The organism is Bradyrhizobium australiense, from assembly GCF_013114825.1.
Lineage (GTDB): Bacteria > Pseudomonadota > Alphaproteobacteria > Rhizobiales > Xanthobacteraceae > Bradyrhizobium > Bradyrhizobium australiense.
Genome location: NZ_JAAVLX010000006.1, coordinates 17,704 through 39,601 on the forward strand (window position 1 = coordinate 17,704; position 21,898 = coordinate 39,601).

The 21,898-nt window shown below is 64.2% G+C and carries 23 protein-coding genes and 1 other RNA gene; 8 read left to right on the forward strand and 16 right to left on the reverse strand.

Annotated features, from left to right (window positions below):
- Positions 1-11 precede the first annotated feature (11 nt).
- The gene (locus HCN58_RS18800; RefSeq protein ID WP_171580873.1) at positions 12-656 is read left to right on the forward strand and encodes a glutathione binding-like protein; all 645 of its coding nucleotides are present in this window, start codon (positions 12-14) and stop codon (positions 654-656) included.
- A 215-nt stretch (positions 657-871) separates the two neighbouring features.
- On the opposite strand, the gene HCN58_RS18805 is transcribed toward HCN58_RS18800, so the two are convergent.
- The 11 genes from HCN58_RS18805 to HCN58_RS18855 all read right to left on the reverse strand — a co-directional run bounded on the left by HCN58_RS18805 (position 872) and on the right by HCN58_RS18855 (position 8,502).
- Positions 872-1,438 carry a TetR/AcrR family transcriptional regulator gene (locus tag HCN58_RS18805; protein WP_171580874.1) on the reverse strand — a complete coding sequence of 189 codons (567 nt, stop codon included), beginning with the start codon at positions 1,436-1,438 and terminating at the stop codon, positions 872-874.
- A gap of 4 nt (positions 1,439-1,442) precedes the next feature.
- Positions 1,443-1,910, reverse strand: a complete 468-nt coding sequence (locus tag HCN58_RS18810; protein ID WP_171580875.1) for a nuclear transport factor 2 family protein — start codon at positions 1,908-1,910, stop codon at positions 1,443-1,445.
- A 66-nt stretch (positions 1,911-1,976) separates the two neighbouring features.
- Positions 1,977-2,429: a tol-pal system-associated acyl-CoA thioesterase gene (ybgC, locus tag HCN58_RS18815; protein WP_171580876.1), complete on the reverse strand. Its 453-nt coding sequence runs from the start codon at positions 2,427-2,429 to the stop codon at positions 1,977-1,979.
- A gap of 24 nt (positions 2,430-2,453) precedes the next feature.
- A complete protein-coding gene (locus tag HCN58_RS18820; RefSeq protein ID WP_171581193.1) occupies positions 2,454-2,642 on the reverse strand; it encodes a type II toxin-antitoxin system VapB family antitoxin in 189 nt (62 codons plus the stop codon).
- 52 nt (positions 2,643-2,694) lie between these two features.
- Positions 2,695-3,606 carry a metallophosphoesterase gene (locus tag HCN58_RS18825; protein WP_171580877.1) on the reverse strand — a complete coding sequence of 304 codons (912 nt, stop codon included), beginning with the start codon at positions 3,604-3,606 and terminating at the stop codon, positions 2,695-2,697.
- A 94-nt stretch (positions 3,607-3,700) separates the two neighbouring features.
- Positions 3,701-4,570, reverse strand: coding sequence for a DUF6869 domain-containing protein (locus tag HCN58_RS18830; RefSeq protein WP_171580878.1), 870 nt, complete (start codon positions 4,568-4,570; stop codon positions 3,701-3,703).
- A gap of 91 nt (positions 4,571-4,661) precedes the next feature.
- Complete coding sequence (ruvB, locus tag HCN58_RS18835) at positions 4,662-5,708, reverse strand: Holliday junction branch migration DNA helicase RuvB (protein ID WP_171580879.1); 1,047 nt, start codon at positions 5,706-5,708, stop codon at positions 4,662-4,664.
- Positions 5,705-6,124, reverse strand: a complete 420-nt coding sequence (locus tag HCN58_RS18840; RefSeq protein WP_171580880.1) for a cytidine deaminase — start codon at positions 6,122-6,124, stop codon at positions 5,705-5,707. Before HCN58_RS18840 ends, ruvB begins: the two co-directional genes overlap by 4 nt.
- Before the next feature lie 41 nt (positions 6,125-6,165).
- Positions 6,166-6,783, reverse strand: a complete 618-nt coding sequence (ruvA, locus tag HCN58_RS18845; protein WP_171580881.1) for a Holliday junction branch migration protein RuvA — start codon at positions 6,781-6,783, stop codon at positions 6,166-6,168.
- Between the two features lie 246 nt (positions 6,784-7,029).
- Positions 7,030-7,557: a crossover junction endodeoxyribonuclease RuvC gene (ruvC, locus tag HCN58_RS18850; protein WP_171581194.1), complete on the reverse strand. Its 528-nt coding sequence runs from the start codon at positions 7,555-7,557 to the stop codon at positions 7,030-7,032.
- Between the two features lie 198 nt (positions 7,558-7,755).
- Entirely contained in the window at positions 7,756-8,502 is a 747-nt protein-coding gene (locus HCN58_RS18855) for a YebC/PmpR family DNA-binding transcriptional regulator (protein ID WP_171580882.1), read from the reverse strand.
- Positions 8,503-8,702: 200 nt separating this feature from the next.
- On the opposite strand from HCN58_RS18855, the gene HCN58_RS18860 reads away from it, so the two are divergent.
- The 4 genes from HCN58_RS18860 to HCN58_RS18875 all read left to right on the forward strand — a co-directional run bounded on the left by HCN58_RS18860 (position 8,703) and on the right by HCN58_RS18875 (position 14,471).
- Positions 8,703-10,460 carry a methyl-accepting chemotaxis protein gene (locus HCN58_RS18860; protein WP_171580883.1) on the forward strand — a complete coding sequence of 586 codons (1,758 nt, stop codon included), beginning with the start codon at positions 8,703-8,705 and terminating at the stop codon, positions 10,458-10,460.
- Positions 10,461-10,774: 314 nt separating this feature from the next.
- Complete coding sequence (locus tag HCN58_RS18865; protein WP_376701198.1) at positions 10,775-11,245, forward strand: (2Fe-2S)-binding protein; 471 nt, start codon at positions 10,775-10,777, stop codon at positions 11,243-11,245.
- Positions 11,242-12,258, forward strand: a complete 1,017-nt coding sequence (locus HCN58_RS18870) for an FAD binding domain-containing protein (protein WP_171580885.1) — start codon at positions 11,242-11,244, stop codon at positions 12,256-12,258. Before HCN58_RS18865 ends, HCN58_RS18870 begins: the two co-directional genes overlap by 4 nt.
- A gap of 5 nt (positions 12,259-12,263) precedes the next feature.
- Positions 12,264-14,471 carry a xanthine dehydrogenase family protein molybdopterin-binding subunit gene (locus HCN58_RS18875; protein WP_171580886.1) on the forward strand — a complete coding sequence of 736 codons (2,208 nt, stop codon included), beginning with the start codon at positions 12,264-12,266 and terminating at the stop codon, positions 14,469-14,471.
- A 128-nt stretch (positions 14,472-14,599) separates the two neighbouring features.
- Here HCN58_RS18875 and HCN58_RS18880 read toward each other — a convergent pair whose 3' ends face one another.
- From HCN58_RS18880 to HCN58_RS18900, 5 genes are all read right to left on the reverse strand, one after another.
- Entirely contained in the window at positions 14,600-15,421 is an 822-nt protein-coding gene (locus tag HCN58_RS18880; protein ID WP_171580887.1) for a TIGR00282 family metallophosphoesterase, read from the reverse strand.
- 3 nt (positions 15,422-15,424) lie between these two features.
- Positions 15,425-16,000 carry a 5-formyltetrahydrofolate cyclo-ligase gene (locus tag HCN58_RS18885; RefSeq protein ID WP_171580888.1) on the reverse strand — a complete coding sequence of 192 codons (576 nt, stop codon included), beginning with the start codon at positions 15,998-16,000 and terminating at the stop codon, positions 15,425-15,427.
- Between the two features lie 213 nt (positions 16,001-16,213).
- A non-coding RNA gene (ssrS, locus tag HCN58_RS18890) (6S RNA) lies at positions 16,214-16,374 on the reverse strand.
- A 52-nt stretch (positions 16,375-16,426) separates the two neighbouring features.
- The gene (locus HCN58_RS18895; protein ID WP_171580889.1) at positions 16,427-16,810 is read right to left on the reverse strand and encodes a cell division protein ZapA; all 384 of its coding nucleotides are present in this window, start codon (positions 16,808-16,810) and stop codon (positions 16,427-16,429) included.
- Positions 16,807-17,133 (reverse strand): DUF4164 domain-containing protein, encoded by a 327-nt coding sequence (locus HCN58_RS18900; protein ID WP_171580890.1) that lies wholly within the window; start codon positions 17,131-17,133, stop codon positions 16,807-16,809. The genes HCN58_RS18895 and HCN58_RS18900 overlap by 4 nt, the downstream gene beginning before the upstream one ends.
- Positions 17,134-17,420: 287 nt before the next feature.
- Between HCN58_RS18900 and tkt the strand changes: the two genes are divergently transcribed.
- The 3 genes from tkt (at position 17,421) to HCN58_RS18915 (ending at position 21,887) form a co-directional block, all read left to right on the forward strand.
- A complete protein-coding gene (gene tkt, locus HCN58_RS18905) occupies positions 17,421-19,406 on the forward strand; it encodes a transketolase (protein WP_171580891.1) in 1,986 nt (661 codons plus the stop codon).
- A gap of 139 nt (positions 19,407-19,545) precedes the next feature.
- Complete coding sequence (gene gap / locus HCN58_RS18910; RefSeq protein ID WP_171580892.1) at positions 19,546-20,553, forward strand: type I glyceraldehyde-3-phosphate dehydrogenase; 1,008 nt, start codon at positions 19,546-19,548, stop codon at positions 20,551-20,553.
- A gap of 137 nt (positions 20,554-20,690) precedes the next feature.
- Positions 20,691-21,887 carry a phosphoglycerate kinase gene (locus tag HCN58_RS18915; RefSeq protein WP_171580893.1) on the forward strand — a complete coding sequence of 399 codons (1,197 nt, stop codon included), beginning with the start codon at positions 20,691-20,693 and terminating at the stop codon, positions 21,885-21,887.
- The last annotated feature ends 11 nt before the right edge of the window (positions 21,888-21,898 follow it).

The window sequence follows — 21,898 nt, forward strand, 5'->3', positions numbered from 1 at the left end:
AGGAGGCTCCCATGGACCTGTATTTCTCGCCGCTGGCCTGTTCGCTGGCGACACGGATCGCGCTGTACGAAGCCGGCGTCGACGCCAATTATCTCGAAGTCGATCCCAAGACCAAGGTGGTGCAGAAGGACGGCTCGGATTTCCGGACAGTCAATCCGCTCGGGCTGGTGCCGACGCTGCGCACCGACGAAGGCAAGGTGCTGACCGAGAACGCCGCCATCCTGCAATATGTCGCCGACCGTTTTCCGCAAGCCGGCATCTCGGCCACATCGGCTGAGGAACGCAGCCGCCTGCATCAATGGCTGTGCTTCATCGGCACCGAACTGCACAAGGCGCTGTTCGTGCCGCTGCTCGACAAGACGGCACCGCAGGACGCAAAGACTTATGCGCTGAACAAGAACCTGTCGCGGCTCGACTATCTCGAGAATTACCTGAAGGGCCGCGAATTCCTGCTCGATCACTTCAGCGTCGCGGATGCCTATCTCGTCACCATCATCAACTGGACAATGGCGACGCCGCCGATCGAGCTGGCGAAGTGGCCGGCGGTGAAAGCCTATTACGAGCGGCTGCGCGCCCGCCCCTCTATCGCAAAGGCGGTCGCCGAGGAGTTCGAATTGTACAAGGCCGAACTCGCGCGGCACAAGGCAGCGGCATAAAGCGAAGAGCGTCCCGGACGCGGTGCAGCACCCCTTCGGTGATCCATCGCAGAGCCGGGACCCATTTTGTGTTTGCGCCACACAGCAACTGTAGCCCGGATGGAGCGAAGCGAAATCCGGACGTCGCGCAACATACGGAGCTATCCCGGATTGCGCGGAGCCTGTCATCGGGCGCGCATTCGCGCGACCGTTGGCTCCATCCGGACTACGAATGGTCACTCAGGCGGCGCCAGCAATCGCGCCGTCAGATCGCTCAGCGCGCGGCGAAAGATCTTGGCGTTGCCCCGCGCCCGCGCCAGCACTAGCGCGCCCTGGATGGTGAGGAGCGCATCTTCGGCGCGCCGCTGCGCCTGGCTGTTCGTCAGGTGGGATCGCCGCAGCAGCGCGGCGAGCGCCGTCTGCCAGCGTGCGAAATAGCCATCGACCGCTTCGGCAAAACTGTCGCGCGCCGCGCCGAGTGCCACCATCCCGACCAGGCAGACGCGGTCGCCGGAATGGAAATACTGATCGACACCCGCGATCATCGCAGCGATGGCGCGCGCGGGATCGTCGGCGGTGCGCAAGGGCGCGAAGATATTGAGTTCGAACCAGGTGTCGATATCGGCCAGGACCTCGGCCTCCATCTGCTCTTTGCCGCCGGGGAACAGATGATAGAGGCTGCCCTTACCGAGCCCGGTGGCCTCGGTGATCAGCGTCAGCGAGGCTCCCTCATAGCCATGCGCGCGAAACACCTCGCCGAGCGCGCGCAGCACCTCCCCGTGCTCGACGCCTTTCTTCAGCATCTGATCATAGCGGGTTCTCGCTCAGCCCCGCGACGTCGGCGGGGCGCGGGCCCGGTGCCGGCCAGCGGAAGCGGCGCTCGCTCTCCTTGATGGCGATATCATTGATGCTGGCCTCGCGGCGGCGCATCAGCCCGTGGTCGTCAAACTCCCACTGCTCATTGCCATAGGAGCGATGCCACTGCCCGGCATCGTCGTGCCACTCATACTGGAAGCGCACCGCGATGCGGTTCTGATCGAACGCCCAGAGATCCTTGATCAGGCGGTAATCATGCTCCTTCGCCCATTTGCGGGTGAGGAATTCGACGATCGCCTCACGGCCCTGGAAGAATTCGGAGCGGTTTCGCCAGCGGCTGTCCTCGGTATAGGCGAGCGACACCCGCACCGGATCGCGCGAATTCCAGGCGTCTTCCGCCATGCGCGCTTTTTGCGCTGCAGTTTCGCGGGTGAACGGCGGCAGCGGCGGACGCGACATGACACTTCTCCTGAGTGGCGGTTCCGGAGACATTGTACCGATCGGTACAGAGAGTCAATCCGAGATTTACTCCGGCGCCAGATCGGCCTTCATCAACAGCCGCAGCGATTTCGGGATCGGCTGCGCCCGTCCTTCGCGGATGAAGGCGACGCGCACTTCGGCCTTGATGAGGATATCCTCGCCGCGGCGCACCTCCTGCGCCAGCGTGATGGAAGCGCCCTTCACCGCGACCGGCCACGTTACGACGTCGAGCACATCGTCCATCCGCGCCGGCCGCAGAAAGTCGAGCTGCATCGAGCGCACCACGAAGGCAAAGCCCGGCGTCTCCTCCTGCGCCTGTTCGAACAGCGCGTGCTGCGCCGCGCCCATCAGCCGCAGATGATTGGTCCGCCCGCGCTCCATGAAGCGCAGGTAATTGGCATGATAGACGATGCCGGAAAAATCGGTGTCCTCGTAATAAACGCGGACCTGCATGTGATGGCGGCCGTCGCGGATCTCGCCGTCGAGGGAGGAGGTCATTTTGAGCTATCTATTCCTGCGCGACTAGAAACGACGGCGTGGCGGCGCTTCTGCGTTCGGATCAGAGCCGCCCATCTTCGCAAGTCTACGACCGGCTTCGCGCTCAACAAACGCCTTCAATGCTATTCGCACGACAGCAGGTTTATCAGCGAACCCGGCGAATCGCCGCGCGTTTGCAAATAAATGATCGTCGATCGAAATCTCTATTCTCATCTCGGCCACCCTGATCTTCGAGGAATATATAGCTCGACAGGATGCGGGTTGGCTACGCCACCGCCGGCCTTGCCGCCCCCAGCGTCACCAGCACGATTTCCGGGGGCACCCCGAGCCGGAACGGCATTATGCTGCAGCCGAGGCCGCCGGAGACGACAACGTCGCAGTTCATCTTGATGTGGCCATAGGCGAGTTGCTGGCCGGACGGCGAGATCGGCGACCAGCCGAGCATCCGCACCTGGCCGCCATGGGTATGGCCGGAAAGCTGCAGCGCGACGCGCGAGGGCACACGCCGCGCGACGTCGGGCTCATGCGCCATCAGAACCACGGGCGCATCGTCCGTGATCTTCGCCAGCGTCGCGCCTAGATCGTCGACGCCGATGCGCCGGCCGGGCCTGAACCGACGCGCCGGCATATAGGCGAGCTGGTCGCCTAATCCGGCGAGCCAGAACGATTGGCCGTTCTTGCTGAGCTTCCTGGCGTCGTTTTCGTAAACGGGAATGCCGACAGCTTCCAGCGCAAGGCCCGCGCTCGGCAGCCCCTGCCCGTTGCGCTGCACTTCCTTGTCTTCCCACCAGTCGTGATTACCGAGCACCGCATGAACGCCGAGCGGCGCCTTCAATCCGGCCAGCACGGCCGCCCATTCGGCGTCAGGGATGAATCGCGTCACCTTGCGATGCCCGGCCACGTAGTCGCCGAGCATGACGACAATGTCAGGCTTGAGCGCATTGGTGCGCGCGACGATCTCACCGATATGATCGAGCGACATCCAGGGGTCGCAGGCATGGAGATCGGCAATGGCGGCGATCCTCAGCTTGAGACCTGCCGGCCATTGCGGCGGCGACAGGTCGTACCGCGTGACGCGAAGCCGGACGACCGGCGCTGAGAACCCGTATGCGGTGGTCGAGACGCCCAGAGCGCCCAATCCACCCATGGACTTCAAGAAATGACGGCGTGTTAACATGTGATCCAATCGTGATGCACCACGAACATGGTGGCGGATTGAGCCCGAATTGCGGTGCCTTTGTGCAGAACGTCAGCAGAGCTCCAGCAGCTTCTCACCAGCGGTTCTGTCCTACCAGAGCATCCAGCCTTGCCTTCAGTTCAGCGGCTGCGCGGTAATACCACACGCCGCCGAGGAGATCGCGAAAGCGCTTGTTGGCGATAGCTTCGCGCTCGATGCGCTCGATGGTTTCCATGCTGATGATATCCTCGAGCGGGCCTGCCGCGAGCAGCGACAGCAACACCGGGTTGGTTTCGATCTTCAGGATCTCGACGATGAGGTCGATCGCCTTGTCGGGATCCTCCTCCCGCAGATCACGTTCGTAGTCCATCATGGTGAAGAAATTGTCATCGCGGTCGCGCTCGGACTTCGAATATTGCTCGACCCAGGCGCGCGCCAGCTCGGCTACCGACATTGCCTCGCAATCGAGCGAGCGCTTCGGCGTCCGGCGCGCGCGATCGTCGGCGCGCCAGGCTTTGCTGTCGGCAATCGCCTCGATGCGGCGCGTGAACGGCTGATCGGGCCCGAAGTGAATTCCGCCCAGCAGCCAGCGCAGGGCGGTATTGTGTTTCGCCTCGGCCTCGATGCGGCCGATCACGGCGGCGCCATGAGCATAGAGCAGCGACAGCATGAACTTGTCGTTGAGCTGCATCACCGTCGGCTTGTCGGACTCGGAGCGCAGCACTTCAAGCGCGAGGTCGAGCGCGCGGTCCGGCCGCTTGTGCGGCAGATGATCGAAGTAAAGGATCGCCGACCACGCGGCGCCCGTCTGGTCGCGGCGGCTCAGCCGCTGCAGCGCGCCCCACATCGAGGCGAGTTCGTAGATCGATATGGCGTCGAGAAACGTTTCGGTGTCATCGGGCGTCGCCAGTTCCGGCGCCGCTGCGATGAGGGCAAGCATGTCAGCGTCTTCGGTCGATGCCATTGTTGTTGCACTCCACTGCAAGCAAGCCGGCCGCTCAAGCGCCGGCTGTTTCGCCGTTAGTGCATTGCCGGAGTGATCGGGTTCGAAGCGATCAGTCGTCACTGCCGTTGCCGAAAAGGCCGAACTGCGCGGGATCGCGCGCGGGCTCGGCGAGGCCGAGATGGCGGAACGCGTGCGAGGTGAGCAGCCGGCCGCGCGGGGTGCGCTGCAAATAGCCGCACTGGATCAGATACGGCTCGATGATGTCCTCGATGGCGTCACGCGGCTCCGACAGCGCGGCCGCCATGGTCTCGACGCCGACCGGGCCGCCGCCATAGTTCAGCGCGATCGTCGTGAGGTAACGCCGGTCCATGGCATCCAGGCCGGCGGCGTCGACTTCCAGCGCGCTCAGCGCGTGATCGGCGATCGCACGGTCGACGGAGCTGGCATCGGCGGCGGATGCAAAATCGCGCACGCGGCGCAGCAGGCGGCCGGCGATGCGCGGCGTGCCGCGGGCGCGGCGCGCGATCTCGTTGGCGCCATCCGGCGTCATGCCGATGTTGAGCACGCGGGCGCCGCGGGAAACGATCTTCTCCAGCTCTTCCTCGGTGTAGAAGTTCAGCCGGATCGGAATGCCGAAACGGTCGCGCAGCGGATTGGTCAACAGCCCTGCGCGCGTGGTGGCGCCGACCAGCGTGAACTTTGCGAGATCAATCTTCACCGAACGCGCCGCAGGCCCCTCGCCGATGATCAAGTCGAGCTGGAAATCCTCCATCGCGGGATAGAGCACCTCCTCGACCGCGGGGCTCAGGCGATGGATTTCGTCGATGAAAAGCACGTCGCGCTCTTCGAGATTGGTGAGAAGTGCGGCAAGATCGCCAGCCTTGGCGATGACGGGGCCGGAGGTGGCGCGAAAGCCGACGCCCAGTTCGCGCGCCACGATCTGCGCCAGCGTGGTCTTGCCGAGACCAGGGGGCCCGACGAACAGCACGTGATCCAGCGCCTCGCCCCGCTTGCGCGCCGCCTCGATGAAGATCGAGAGATTCTTGCGCGCCTGCGCCTGGCCGACGAACTCGGACAGCAATTGCGGGCGCAGCGCGGTGTCGCCGACATCATCGGAACGGCGCTCGGGAGTGATGATGCGGGAGGGGGTGTTCACTCGTTGCCCCTCCGGTACTTGTTGGGCAAAAGCTCATCGATGGTGACGACCTTCGGCTCGCGGCCACTATCGGGAACGATGACCCGCGCCTTTGCATCGTAGTCGTGGATCAGTTCGCGACAGATGCCACAGGGCGAGACCACGGCTATCTTGCCGGCCTCCCCGGGCTTGGGGTGACGCACGGCGACGATGGTCTCGATGCCGCGATCGCCGGTTTCCGTGATGGCGCGGCCGATGGCGATCGCCTCCGCGCAGACGGCGATCCGGCCGATATAGGCGTCGATATTCACGCCGGTGACGATGCGGTCGTCGCGGGTGCGCAAGGCAGCACCGACCTCCTGCCAGCTGTTGCGATAACGCCGGCTGATCGCATCAACCGCGGCGGCAATCAGTTCCTGGTCTTTTTCGCTCAACATGGCGGGATCGCATTCCTTAATCAGTCAGTTGCGAACATAGTCTATTTCGCCAGCTCCTTCAGGCCCAGCCGGATCAATTGGGCCGTCTCGGCATTCTCGCCCGCGCTGCGCGAGGCAGTGGCAATGGCGGCGGCCGCCTGCGGCTGGCCGTAGCCGAGATTGACCAGCGCCGAGATCGCGTCGGTTACTGGGCGGGGCGCGCGGTCGCTGTCGATGGCGCCGGCGAGATGCACCACGGCCGGATCGACATTGGCGAACGCCGGCGCCTTGTCCTTCAATTCAGAAACGATGCGCTCGGCGACTTTCGGGCCGACGCCCGGCGTGCGCGACACCGCGGCCTTGTCTCGCAGCGCGATCGCGTTGGCGAGTTCGGATGGCGGCAACGTGCCGAGCACCGCAAGCGCCACTTTTGCACCGACGCCCTGCACGGTCTGCAGCAGGCGAAACCATTCGCGCTCGACGTCGGTGCGGAAGCCGAACAGTTTTATTTGATCCTCGCGGACGTAGGTCTCGATCGACAACACCGCAGCCTCGCCGGGCGACGGCAGCGCCTGCAGCGTGCGCGAGGAGCAATGCACCTGATAGCCGACGCCGCCGACGTCGAGGATGACAAAATCCTCGCCGTAGGAATCGATGAGGCCTTTGAGTTTACCGATCATTGGGACAACTCGCACGGACGGCGGCAGCAACATTAGTGAGGGACGCACCGGCGAAGGGGTTCCCTCCCCCCTTGCGGGGGAGGGTTAGGGAGAGGGGTGCCGCTTGTTCGATAGCCTGACATATAGACTGACGCCGCATATCTTCGGCCGGAGCCTGGGGCTTACCCCTCTCCCCAACCCTCCCCCGCAAGGGGGGAGGGAGCCTGACTATCGTGCTCTCCTCACATCTTACGCCGCACCTACTCATCATGCGCTCGCCACCTTCAGCCGCAGCGCCGCGCTCTGGCGGTGGTGGGCGTGCGTGATGGCGACCGCGAGCGCGTCGGCGGCATCGGCGGATTTCGGCTCGGCCTTCGGCAGCAGGATCTTCAGCATCACCGCGATCTGGTTCTTGTCGGCGTGGCCGGCGCCGACCACGGTCTTCTTCACTTGATTGGGCGCGTATTCCGCAACGGCAATGCCGAACATCGCGGGCGCCAGCATGGCGACGCCGCGGGCCTGGCCGAGCTTCAGGGTGGCGACGCCGTCCTTGTTGACAAAGGTCTGTTCGACTGCGGCTTCCGCCGGCCTGAAATCGCCGAGCACCGCGGCGAGCCCCTCATGGATCGCGAGCAGGCGGCTTGCTATAGGCAGATCGTCCGGCGGCTCCACGGAACCGCAGGCGATGAAGACGAGGCGGTTGCCTTCAGTCTCGATCACGCCCCAGCCGGTGCGGCGCAGGCCGGGGTCAATGCCGATGATCCGGACGGGGTGGCGAATCGGTGGGGATGTCATGGCGTAGTGATAACGCCAGAGCCGGGTGAACGAAACATAAAGAGAACGGAAATCCCCCGCCGGGCTCATCCGCGTATTCCGCCCATCATCCCCGCGAAGGCGGGGATCCAGTACGCCGCGGCTTCTCGGCTCAATACCACGGCCTCTGGAATACTGGATCGCCCGGTCGAGCCGGGCGACGACAGCGGGATGCAGCCCTCACCCGCCCATCTTGGCCATCAGCGCGTCGGAGACCTCGAAATTGGCGTAGACGTTTTGCACGTCGTCGTGCTCGTTCAGCAGGTCCATCAGCTTCAACAGCTTCTCGCCGGTCTCGTCGTCGACCGCGACCGTGTTCTGCGGTTTCCAGGTCAGCGCCGCCTTGCGGGCTTCGCCGAACTTCGTTTCCAGCGCTTTCGCAACCTCGCGGAAGGTTTCCTGCGAGGCGTAGATCTCGTGGCCGCTTTCGCTGGATACGACGTCGTCGGCGCCGGCCTCGATCGCGGCTTCCAGCATCGCGTCGTCGGAGGCCTTGCTGGCGTCGTATTCGATGATGCCGGTGCGGTCGAACATGAAGGCGACGGAGCCGGTTTCGCCGAGATTGCCACCGGACTTGGTGAAGTAGGAGCGGATGTCGGAGGCAGCGCGGTTGCGGTTATCGGTCAGCGCCTCGACGATGATGGCGACGCCGCCGGGGCCGTAGCCCTCGTAGCGGATCTCGTCATAGCTCTCGCTCTCGCCGCCGATCGCCTTCTTGATGGCGCGCTCGATATTGTCCTTCGGCATGTTCTCCTGGCGCGCCGCGATCACCGCCGCGCGCAGCCGGGGGTTCATGGCCGGGTCCGGGGTTCCCAATTTCGCGGCGACCGTGATTTCGCGCGCCAGCTTGCTGAACAGCTTGGACTTCTGGGCATCCTGCCGGCCCTTGCGGTGCATGATGTTCTTGAATTGGGAATGGCCGGCCATGCGGTATCTCTTGGATTCGTCCCGGGGGATGCGGGGTGAAGCGCGGCCTTATAGGCCGGCAATCGGCTGAAATCAAAGATTTACGGCCGATTCGGCTACTAAAGTAGTGCGCACCTGCGGGAAAAACAGGCAGTTGTTAACCATGACTTCATGCCCGGATGAGAGGATTTCGCACGCGTCCTCAACTTTCAAGAGACATCATGGCCTTCGGTTTGTTCAAAAAGCAGGTGCCGGAACCGGCGTTGCCTGCCGTCCAGCCCCAGGCTCAGGCCACCGCCACCCCGGCGGAGACGGCTTCCGGTGATGGCGAGTCGGCCAAGGCGATCCTCGAACTCTTGGAACTCGAACTCGGCGCAATGATCCGCCAGCTCGAACGCGCGGCCAATTCGGTCGCCGGCGGCGCCGAGGCGGCGGCTGCGACGCTCTCCACCATTCGCCAGCGCACCGATGCCCTGACGAGCCGCACCAGCGCCGCACAGGGCACGGCGACGACGTTTTCCCACGCCGCCGACAAGTTCACCCAATCCGCCCAGGGGATCGGCTCCCAGGTGCGCGACGCCGGCAAGCTCGCCGATCAGGCCAGCGATGCTGCCCGCGAAGCCAGCGCCAATGTCGACCGCCTCCGGGAATCGTCGGCCGCGATCGGCAATGTCGTCAATTTGATCGCGCAGATCGCGCGGCAGACCACGCTCTTGGCGCTCAATTCCACCATCGAGGCTGCGCGCGCGGGCGAGGCCGGGCGCGGTTTTGCCGTCGTCGCCACCGAGGTGAAGGCGCTCGCGGTGCAGACCCAGAATGCGACCGAGGAAATCACCAAGAAGATCGAGGCGCTGCAGCGGGATGCCGCGGGCTCGGTCGATGCCGTGCATCGCATCACGCAGGCGATCGAGGCGATCCGCCCGGTGTTCGAGAACGTCAACGGCGCGGTCGCCGAACAGAATGCGACCACCGGCGCGATGGCCGACAATGCGGCCTCCGCTTCGAGCTTCATCGCTTCGGTCGGCGACAGCGCCACCGAAATCGACAGCGCGACCAAGGAAGCCGAGGCCCATGGCGAAAACGTCGCCAAGGCCGGACGGGCCGTCACCGCGTTTGCGCAGAAGCTCAAGGCCCGTTGCGCCGTGCTGCTGCGGCAAAGCGAGCGCCCGGAGCGCCGCGAACAGCACAAGCTGCCCTGCAGCCTCAAGGTCGAAATAAAGACACCGCGCGGCGTGATATCGGCGCCGGTCTACGAGATTTCGATCGACGGCATTCTGGTCAGCGGACCAGACGCCGAAACGCTCGCGCAGGGCCAGAGTTTTGAAGCGACGCTGCAGGATATCGGCGCCTGCCGCATTCGCATCGGCGAGCGCTCGAAGGCCGGCACGCAGGCTCGGTTCGAGCGGACGAATGCCGTGCTGACCGAAAAGATCGAAGACAAGCTGTGGTCGATCCAGGACGACAACACCGAGGCGGTCACCCGTGCGATGGAAGCCGGCGCCGCGCTGAAGAAGATTTTCGAAGATGGCATCGATAGCGGCGCCATCTCGATGGAAGACATGTTCGACACCAACTATGTCGAGATACCGGGCACCAACCCGGTGCAATATCGCACCAGGATCCTGGACTGGGCCGATCGCGCGCTGCCGCCGTTCCAGGAAGCGTTCCTCGCCAAGGATCCGCGGATGGCGTTCTGCGCCATGGTCGACAGCAACGGCTATTTGCCGGTGCACAACAAGATCTATTCGCACCCGCAGCGGCCCGGCGATGTCACCTGGAATACCGCCAACAGCCGCAACCGCCGCATCTTCAACGATCCGGCCGGCCTCGCCGCCGGGCGCAATCAGCGCGCCTATCTGATCCAGAGCTATGCCCGCGACATGGGCAACGGCAACACCGTGATGATGCGCGAGATCGACGTACCGATTCGCGTCAAGGGTCGCCACTGGGGTGGCTTCCGCACGGCTTACCGGCTGTAACCACACTCGCCCAGACCGCATATTGCATCAAATTACGTGCGTCGTTCGCGCGATTGCGCCGATGGCTGCCTGAAAAACGTGCCGCGAAGCGGACGCGCCTATCGCGCTTTCACCCTGAACCTTCCTTGTTCGAACTCGTTATAGGCAGGCTTGGAACCGCGGCTGACGGGCTGCCTCAGCCCGCCAAGCCAGGCAGGCTGGATCGTCCCCGCGCAGCATCTTCGCGCACCAGCCAAGTCAGGCGGAGATCAAGCAGGCGGAGGTCAAAAATGGCGCGATCTGGCACAGCAAAGCGTGCGACGCGGACGATCACCATGCCGGATAAAATTCCGATCAGGCTGACCGTCAACGGCAACCGTATGGAACTGACGGTCGCCCCGTGGACGACATTGTTGGACGCGCTACGCGACCATCTCGACCTGACGGGCACCAAGAAGGGCTGCGACCACGGACAATGCGGCGCGTGCACCGTTCTGGTCGACGGGCGGCGGATCAATTCCTGCCTGACGCTGGCGGTGATGAAGGAAGGCGCCGAAATAGTCACCATCGAGGGCCTTGCGCACAACGGTGAGCTGCATCCGCTGCAGCAGGCGTTCATCGATCACGATGCATTTCAGTGCGGCTACTGCACGTCGGGACAGATCTGCTCGGCCGCCGGACTGATCGCCGAGGGCAAGGCCAAAACGGCCGACGAGATTCGCGAACTCATGAGCGGCAACATCTGCCGTTGCGGCGCATATCCGAACATCGTGGCGGCGATCCAGCAGGCGATGGAGCGATCATGATCCCGTTCCAGTATGCGCGCGCCAACGACGTCGCCGATGCCATCAAGCAGATTGCCGCGGACCCTTCCGCGAAGTTCATTGCGGGGGGCACCAACCTGATCGACCTGATCAAATATGATGTCGAGGGGCCGAGCCGGCTGGTCGATATTTCGCACCTGCCGCTCAGGAGCATCGAGCCAACCTCCGCCGGCGGCGTTATGATCGGCGCGATGGTGCCGAACACCGACCTCGCCTACCATCCGATGATCGAAGAGCGCTATCCACTGCTCTCGCGCGCGATACTATCCGGCGCGTCGCAGCAATTGCGCAACATGGCCTCGACCGGCGGCAATCTCTTGCAGCGGACGCGCTGCTTCTATTTCTACGACACGGCGATGCCGTGCAACAAACGCGAGCCGGGCAGCGGCTGCTCGGCGATCGAGGGCGTCAACCGCATCAACGCGATTCTCGGCACGAGCGAAGCCTGCATTGCCACGCATCCTTCCGACATGTGCGTGGCACTGGCCGCGCTCGAAGCCACCGTGCATGTCACAGGTCCGGCCGGGACGCGAAGCATCGCGTTTGCCGATTTCCATCGCCTGCCCGACAACACGCCGCAGCGTGACACCAATCTGGAACCCGATGAGATCATCACGGCGATCGAGCTTCCGCCAAAAGGGTTTAGCACGAACTATTCGTACCTGAAGATCCGCGATCGTCTGTCCTATGCGTTCGCGCTGGTATCGGTGGCGGCAGCGCTCGAACTTGACGGCGACACGATCAAGGAGGCCCGCCTGGCGCTCGGCGGCGTCGCACACAAACCGTGGCGCAGTTCAGCGGCCGAAGCGGCCCTGCTCGGACAACGCGCCGATGCGACCGCATTTGCGCAAGCCGCGGATTGGCTGCTCCACGGGGCAAAGGGCTACGGACACAACAACTTCAAGATCGGCCTTGCACGTCGCGCCATCATACGGACGCTCGATCAGGCCGCGCGGGGCAAGCCGCAGTCGGTCTCCGACAAGAAAATACGGTGAGCGCCATGGCAAGCTACATCGGATCAGCGACATCCCGCATCGACGGCAGGGCCAAGGTCACCGGCGAAGCCAAATATGCCGGCGAGTTCAATGTTGCCGGCCTCGTCCACGGCTACGTCGTCGATTCGGCAATTCCGAAGGGGCGGATCGTGCGCATCGACACCAGCGGGGCGCTGGGCGTTGCCGGCGTAATCGACGTGCTGACTCATAGGAATCGGCCGCAGATGGCCGACAAGGACGATGCCTACAAGGACGAAGCCGCGCCGGAAAAGGGCTCGCCCTATCGCCCGCTTTACGACGACAGAATCCTTTTCAGCGGACAACCGCTCGCGCTGGTATTGGCCGAGGATTGGGAAACCGCGCGTGTCGCCGCTTCGCTGGTAAAGATCGAGTACCAGAAGGAGCCCCACGTCACCGATCTGCAGGCGGAGCGCGCCAAGGCGTTTGCCATCGACAAGCCGGAGAAGCCGCGCGGCGACGCCGGAAAGGCGTTTGCGTCCGCTGCCGTGCGCCACGCGGCCGAATATTTCATTCCGACCGAGCACCACAATCCGATGGAATTGTTCGCCTCGACGGTGATCTGGGATAATGGCCAACTCACGGTCTATGACAAGACGCAAGGCGTGCAGAACGTACAGCAATATCTCTGCGGCGTGTTCAAGATGAAGGCGGACGAGGTTCGCGTCATGTCGCCGTATATGGGCGGCGGGTTCGGCTCCGGCCTCCGCCCGCAATACCAGGTCGTGCTGGCGGCGCTGGCGGCGCGCGCGCTCAAACGTCCGGTTCGCGTCATGCTCAGCCGGGCACAGATGTACGCCCTCGGCCACCGGCCCGCGAGCATCGAACGCCTTGCTCTCGGCGCCAACAGCGGCGGCACGCTCGAGGCGATGACGCACGAGGCCATCGCCGTCACCTCGCAGTTCGAGGAATTCGCGCGCAACGACACCGGCTGGGGCAATCTGCTTTACAAAACTCCGAACGCGAAATTCGAGCACACGCTCGTGAAGCTCGACGTGCCGACTTCCTGCGACATGCGCGCGCCAGGGGCTGCGACCGGCGTCTACGCGCTCGAATGCGCAATGGACGAACTCGCCGTCGCACTCAAGACGGATCCAGTGCAGTTGCGGCTGCAATGCTACTCCGACCGCGATCAAGGCGGGGATATTCCCTACACCAGCAAGCAACTGCGTGAGTGCTACCGGCAGGGGGCGGCGGCATTCGGCTGGGACAAGCGCAAAGCGGAGCCGCGCTCCATGCGCGAGGGCAACGACCTGGTCGGCTGGGGCATGGCATCCGGCGTATGGGAAGCGCTGCAGATGCCGACCACGGTGCGCATCGTGCTGACGGCGAACGGCCATGCCGAAGTGGCGACCGCGGCCTCCGATATCGGCACCGGGACCTACACCATCATGGCGCAAGTCGCCGCCGATATGCTCGGCCTGCCGATCGACAATATCAGTGTCAAGCTCGGCGATTCGACGCTGCCGCAATGTCCGCTGGAGGGTGGTTCGTGGATCGCGTCCTCAGTCTGCAACGCGATCGCAAATACCGCCCGAGCGGTTCGCGACGACTTGCTGAAGCTTGCGATCGGCATGAAGGATTCGCCGCTGGCGGGCGCCGGCGTGGACGATGTCGCGCTGATCGACGGCAAGATCGTCAGTAAGCGGGATGCCGCCCACGCGGTCTCGATTGCAAGCGCGATGCAGGCCGGCAACGCCGATCGCATCACGCGCGAGGAGGCCAACAAGGTTGCCGAAGACAAGTCTCACGCGCGCAACGTCCACTCGGCCATCTTTGCGGAAGTCAAGGTGGACGAACAGCTTGGCGTCATCCGCGTGACCCGCGTGGTCAATGCCGTCGCCGCGGGCCGCATCCTCAACCCGAAGACCGCCCATAGTCAGGTCATGGGCGGCGTGGTCTGGGGAATCGGCATGGCGCTGCACGAGGAAACGCTGTTCGACCACCGCTACGGACGCGTCATGAACGCCAATATCGCCGAATACCACGTGCCCGTGAATGCCGATGTGCATGACATCAAGGTGATCTTCGTCGACGAGCCGGACCAGATCGTCAATCCGCTCGGCATCAAGGGCCTCGGCGAGATCGGCATTGTCGGCGTGGCGGCGGCGATCGCCAACGCAGTTTATCATGCGACGGGAAAGCGCGTGCGCGACCTGCCGATTACGCTCGACAAGGTGGTTCAGTTCAATTGAAGCGGTGGCGGCCTCCGCAGGCCAGGCCGATCGCATATCCGGTCGTACTGCCGGTTCGGGTGTACCCGATTGATCCACAAACTGCGGAAACGTCAGCGCTCGCGAGCTTCGCAGCGCTCTGAAGCGTCTCACGCCCAAAACGCAGGCACGGCCGGCTCCAGCCTGCCGCCGGTCCGCACCGGCGCAACACGCAGCGCGAGACCGGTGGAATCATCGGTCTCGATCGCAACGCCACTGAGTGTCGCAACGCCGGCTGCCGGTTCGAAGCGGCCTGAGGGAATGCCCGTCGTGAAACGCCGCAGCGGCTCTTCCTTCTGCATCCCGATGACGGAATCGTAGTCGCCGGTCATGCCGGCGTCGGTCATGTAGGCGGTGCCACCGGAAAGAATTTGATGATCGGCGGTCGGCACATGGGTATGCGTGCCGACGACGAGGCTGGCGCGGCCGTCGCAGAAATAGCCGATCCCTTGTTTCTCGCTCGTCGCCTCGCCATGGAAATCGACGACGATCGCATCCGCGGCTTCGCGCAGCGGACAGGCATCGAGCTCCTGATTGAGCACCGCGAAGGGATCGTCAAACGGTGTCATGAAGACGCGGCCGATCGCGTTGATGACAAGCGCGCGCTTACCGTTCTTGGTATCGACCAGCGCCGCTCCCCGGCCCGGCGTCCCCTTTGGATAGTTCGCAGGCCGGATCAGTTTTGGCGCGCGCTCGATGAAGACCAGCGCCTCGCGTTGATCCCAGGCGTGGTTGCCGAGCGTGATGGCGTCTGCGCCGGCGTCGAGAAGTTCCTGATAGATCGCCTCGGTGATGCCGAAGCCGCCGGCGGAATTCTCACCATTGACGACGACGAGATCGAGCTCCCAGTCCCTGATCATGCCGGGCAGATATTCCGCGACCGCGGTGCGCCCAGCGCGACCGACCACGTCACCAACGAAGAGAATACGCAAAGTTCAGCTCCGGAAATCGAACACTTTCTTTTCCGTTAGCACATAATCCAGCGCCACGTCGTGCGGCAGCGCGGGAACACCTTTTATTTCCTGCACGGAAAAGGCAGTGCCGACAGCCGTAACGGCTTTCGCCTTGCGCAAGTGGGCGAGCGTGAAGTCGTAATGTCCGGCGCCATAGCCGATGCGGTGGCCGGCGCGGTCGAACGCCGCCAGCGGCACCAGCATGATATCGGGAACGAGTTCGGCCGCCGCCGGCGACGGTTCGAGAATGCCGAGCGGCCCCATCATCAGCCGGTCGTCAGGCGACCATGCGCGAAAGGCGAGCGATTTTCCACGCGACAGCACCGCCGGCAGCGCGAGCTTTGCGCCCTGCTCGGCGAGCTTGCGCATCAAGGGCGCAGGATCGATCTCGCTGCGGATCGGCGAATAGCCCGAGACGACGATGCCCGGCGCGATATCGAACGGCAGGCTGCGCTTCGCCATCGCCTGTGCCGCCGCGGCGCGCTGCTCGTCGCTCAACGCATCGCGCTTGGCCAGCGCGGCGGCGCGGAGATCGGCTTTAGAGAGGGTGACCGTCATACAGGATATCGTTCCGCTGTCATCCGCAATCACACGATGTCGACGCAATCGTAGCCCGGATGGAGCGAAGCGAAATCCGGGGCCATCTCGCAATCGAACCGCGGCTCCCGGATTGCGCTTCGCTCCATCCAGGCTACGCGGGAAGCACGCCGCCACTTCGCGACGGCAATGCGCTGACAGACTTCGGAAAACAAACTCGACGACAAACCAAAGTGCGAAGCCGCGAACGCCGTTGAAGCACTCGATCCCGGAGTTCCCTACGAAAGTAGGTGGGCACCATATGTCCGGGTCCACGGACCCGGCCAGGGACAGTTCCCTAAAGGATCGATAAGGCCCCGGGGATATATGGCTCCTGACGCACGACGCAGCTTCGCAAGCACCAATGTAAGCGTTACGGGCCCGATCCGCCAGCGCTAACGCTACCAATCACCCGATCGCGACGCCGCTGCCGATGGTGCGGTTCAGCATTTGCGTGGTCTTTTCGATGCGGTCGGCGGCGGCGTTGAGTGCGTTGGCGACGGCAACCTGGGTGGCCTTGGCGCGGTCGGCGGCGGCCGTGCGAACATTGCGCAGGGTTTCGAGTTCGCCCTCCAGCGCGCGGATGCGCGCGTTGGCATCCAGCAGTTCGTCGCACACGGTAAGTGCGGCCATTACGGTGAGGCGCGCATCGCCGATCTCACCGAACTTGCCGCGCAACTCTCCGACCCGCGATTCCAGGCTCTCGGCGAGCTTCAAAAGCCGCACTTCCTGCCCTTCCTCGCAGGCCATTCGGTACTGCCGGCCGTTGATGGTGACGTTGATGTGGCTCATTCGCTCTCTCCGGCGTCGGCATCGAGCACCGCACGGATGGTACCGATCGCGGCATCCAGTCTTTCTGATACCTCGCGGTTGGTGCGCTCCAGCCGCCGGGTCTTCACCAGCGACCCGTCGAGCTCATCGGCGAGCCGCGAGCGATCGGCGCCGAGTGCCTGGATCCGGCTCGCCAACTCGTTCTCGTCGCGGTCGGCGTCGCGGCGCCGCTCGGCCGCGGCCTCGAGCGCATCGAGCGCCATCATCAGGCGCCGCGTGGCGGCGTCGATGTCGACATAGACCGGCTCGGAATTGCCGGCCCCGTTGGTGTGACGATCGCTCATGAGAGACAGCGCGCACCTTCGCGGTAGGCCCGCCGCACGGCAGCAAAATCCGCGGTTCGGCAAGCGGTTAGAGCCCGAAATTTACGTGGCAAGCGAGCCAAGCGCAACGCCCGCGCGAAGCTATGCACTGCTAAGCAACTTTTCGCATAGCAAGCGCGTTTCCACGCCTTGGACTCACGGGGATTGAGGTGCTATCCAGCCCGCACTTTCCCTTGAACACGCCCGTATTGCGGCCTCGCCCGGTACGTACCCCTAACCAAGCACCTCATTTCAGGCGGATTTTCATCATGACGCAGGTCGATCATACCCGTATGGCCAATGCGATTCGCGGGCTTGCCATGGATGCCGTCGAAAAGGCGAAATCCGGCCATCCGGGCTTGCCGATGGGCACGGCCGACATCGCGACCGTGCTGTTCACGCAGTTCCTAAAATTCGATGCGGCTGCACCGACCTGGCCGGACCGCGACCGCTTTGTGCTCTCCGCCGGACACGGCTCGATGCTGCTCTATGCGCTGCTGTACCTCACCGGCAACAAGGACATGACGCTCGATCAGATCCGGAATTTCCGCCAGCTCGGCTCCAAGACACCGGGACATCCGGAGAATTTCGAGACCAGCGGCGTCGAGACCACGACCGGCCCGCTCGGCCAGGGCATCGCTACCTCGGTCGGCATGGCGCTGGCGGAAAAAATGCTCGCCGCCGAGTTCGGCAAAAAGGTGGTCAGCCATCACACTTACGTGCTCGCCTCCGACGGCGACCTGATGGAAGGCGTGTCGCAGGAAGCGATCGCGATGGCCGGACACTGGAAGCTGAACAAGCTGATCGTGATGTATGACGACAACGGCATCTCGATCGACGGTCCGACCTCGCTCGCCGATTCGGTCGACCAGGTGAAGCGCTTCAAGTCCGCAGGCTGGGCGGCGGAGCTGATCGACGGCCACGATCCGAAGGCGATCGCAGCGGCCCTCACCCGCGCGCAGAAATCCAACAAGCCGTCGCTGATCGCCTGCAAGACCATCATTGGCTACGGCGCGCCGACGCGGGCGGGCACGGCGAAGGCCCATGGCGAGGCGCTCGGCGCCGACGAGCTCAAGGGCGCCAAGGAAAAGCTCGGCATTTCGCTCGACGCTTTTTCGGTGCCTGACGATGTGCTGAAAGCATGGCGTGCCGCCGGCAGCCGCGGCACTGCCGCGCGCGAGGAATGGGAAAGCGCTTTCGCCGAGCTCGGCCCCCGCAAGCGCGCCGAGTTCGAGCGGCGGATACGGCACGAGCGGCCGGCCGCGCTATCGAAGGCGCTGCGGGCGCATAAGAAGGCGCTTTTGGACTCGCCGCAGAATGTCGCGACGCGGAAGTCCTCCGAATCCGCGATCGAGGCGATCGCCGCCGCGATGCCGATGGAATTTTTGGCGGGCTCCGCCGACCTCACCGGCTCCAACAACAACAAGGCGAAGTCGGCGGTGGCGTTCTCGGCCAAGACGCCGAAGGGCCGCTTCATCCACTACGGCATCCGCGAGCACGGCATGGCCGCGGCCCTGAACGGCATCTTCCTGCATGGCGGCTTCGCGCCGAACGGCGCGACCTTCCTGGTGTTCACGGACTACGCGCGGCCTGCGATGCGGCTCGCCGCGCTGATGGGCGCGGGCGTCGTCTACGTGATGACCCATGATTCGATCGGGCTCGGCGAGGACGGGCCGACACATCAGCCGGTCGAGCATCTCTCGGCGCTCCGCGCGATTCCCAACATGCGCGTGTTCCGCCCCTGCGATGCCGTCGAAGTCGCGGAATGCTGGGAACTGGCGCTCAACCGTATCGACGGCCCGACGGTGCTGGCGCTGACCCGCCAGAACCTGCCGCAGCTTCGCACCAATGCGCCGAACGACAATCCTTGCGCGCATGGCGCCTATGAGCTGGTCGCGGCGCAAGGCGACGCAAAAGTGTCGCTGTTCGCCTCGGGCTCCGAGGTCGAGATCGCGGTCGCCGCCCAGAAGCAACTGACGGAGCGCGGCATCGCGTCGCGGGTGGTCTCGGTGCCCTCGCTCGAGCTCTTGCTGGCGCAGCCGGCGGACCGAAAGGCGGCCATTATCGGCAATGCGCCGGTCAAGGTCGCGATCGAGGCGGCGGTGCGCTGGGGCTGGGACGCCGTGATCGGCCAGGATGGTGATTTCATCGGCATGCACGGTTTCGGTGCAAGCGCCCCCGCCAAGGACCTTTTCAAGCACTTCGGAATTACCGCCGAGGCCGTCGTTAACGCTGCCCTGAAGCGGTTGGGGTGACGGTTGAGGTTACGGGCAAAAAGGACTACCTAGACCCCATCTTGACCGTTCCCGCCCGGCCGAACCGGGCGTTCCGCCGTAAGCACCTCCGTGGAACGTCTCCGCGGGGCCGGCACCGGCTATTAGAGGAGAGACCAGCATGGCAGTCCGCGTCGGGATCAACGGATTTGGCCGGATCGGCCGCAACATCTTGCGCGCCATCGCAGAATCCGGCCGCAACGATATCGAAGTGGTTGGCATCAACGATCTCGGCCCGGTCGAGACCAACGCCCACCTGCTGCGCTTCGATTCCGTGCATGGCCGTTTCCCCGGCACGGTGACCGTCGACGGCGACTCGATCAGCCTCGGCAACGGCAAGATCAAGGTTTCCGCCGAGCGCGACCCCTCGAAGCTGCCTTGGAAGGCGCTCGGCGTCGACATCGCGCTGGAATGCACCGGCATCTTCACCGCCAAGGAAAAGGCTTCCGCGCACCTGACCGCCGGCGCCAAGCGCGTGCTGGTCTCGGCACCCGCCGACAATGCCGACGCCACCATCGTCTACGGCGTCAACCACGACACTCTGACCAAGGATCACCTGATCGTTTCCAACGGCTCCTGCACCACCAACTGCCTGGCGCCGGTCGCCAAGGTGCTGAACGACACCGTCGGTATCGAAACCGGTTTCATGACCACGATTCACGCCTATACCGGCGACCAGCCGACGCTCGACACCCTGCACAAGGATCTCTATCGCGGCCGTGCGGCGGCGATGTCGATGATCCCGACCTCGACCGGTGCGGCGAAAGCGATCGGACTGGTGCTGCCGGAACTGAAGGGCAAGCTCGACGGCGTCGCGATCCGCGTGCCGACCCCGAACGTCTCGGTGGTCGACCTCAAGATCGTCGCCAAGCGCGCCACCGACGCCAAGGAAATCAACGAGGCGATGAAGCGCGCCTCGGAGCAGCAGCTCAAGGGCATTCTCGGCTACACCACCGCGCCGAACGTCTCGATCGACTTCAACCACGATCCCCACTCGTCCACATTCCACATGGACCAGACCAAGGTGCTGAACGGCACGCTGGTGCGGGTGATGTCCTGGTACGACAATGAATGGGGCTTCTCCAACCGCATGGCGGATACCGCGGTGGCGATGGGGAAGCTGCTGTAAGTTCGAGTCTCGTGTCCCGGACGCGGTGCAGCGCGTCTTCACGCTGCTCCGCAGCGCCGGGACCCATTCCAGCGTAGGTCCCGGTTCTGCACAGCGGCACTTCGCGCCGCAGTGCGCCCGGGACAAGAGAACGCCCGATGCCAAAAACTTTCCGCACCCTCGATGACGTCGACGTGAAGGGCAAGCGCGTGCTGCTGCGCGTCGACCTTAACGTTCCCATGGAGAACGGCCGTGTCACCGACGCGACAAGGCTCGAACGCGTCGCGCCGACCATTACCGAGATCGCGGACAAAGGCGGCAAGGTCATCCTGCTCGCCCATTTCGGCCGCCCGAAGGGGCGCGATGCCAAGGATTCGCTGAAGCCCGTCGCGGCGGCGCTCGGCAACGTCATCAAGAAGCCGGTTGCGTTTGCCGACGACTGCATCGGCGAGGCCGCGGCCAAGGCCGTGGCGGCGATGAAGGATGGCGATATCCTCTGTCTGGAAAACACTCGTTTCCACAAAGAGGAAGAGAAGAACGATCCGGCCTTTGTAGCCGAATTGGCAAAGCTTGGCGACATCTGGGTCAACGACGCGTTTTCGGCCGCGCACCGCGCGCACGCTACGACCGAAGGACTCGGCCACAAGCTGCCCGCCTATGCCGGCCGCACCATGCAGGCCGAACTCGATGCGCTTTCCAAAGCGCTGGAAGCGCCGACCAAGCCTGTCATCGCGATCATCGGCGGCGCAAAAGTCTCCACGAAAATTGATCTGCTCGAAAATCTCGTGACCAAAGTCGATGCACTGGTGATCGGCGGCGGCATGGCCAACACCTTCCTGCACGCGCAGGGCGTCGGCGTTGGCAAGTCACTGGCGGAAAAAGACCTCGCCGCGACGGCGCTGCGTATCCTGGAAAAAGCCACCGCCGCGAACTGCGCCATCATCCTCCCGGTCGATGCCGTGGTCGCCTATCACTTCGCCGCCAATTCGCCCTCGCATGCCTATGGGCTGGACGCGATCCCGGCCGACGGCATGATCCTCGACGTCGGACCGCAATCGATCGCGCGAATTCACGCCGCGATCGACGACGCCGCGACGCTGGTCTGGAACGGCCCGCTCGGCGCATTCGAGATGACGCCGTTCGACCGCGGCACGGTGGTTGCGGCCAAGCACGCGGCCGCGCGCACCAAGGCAAAGAAGCTGATTTCCGTTGCCGGCGGCGGCGACACGGTCGCGGCGCTGAACCAGGCCGGTGTCGCCAACGATTTTTCCTACGTGTCGACGGCAGGCGGCGCGTTTCTCGAATGGATGGAAGGCAAACCGCTGCCCGGCGTCGAAGTTCTCAAATCGCGTTAGACCAGAATCTA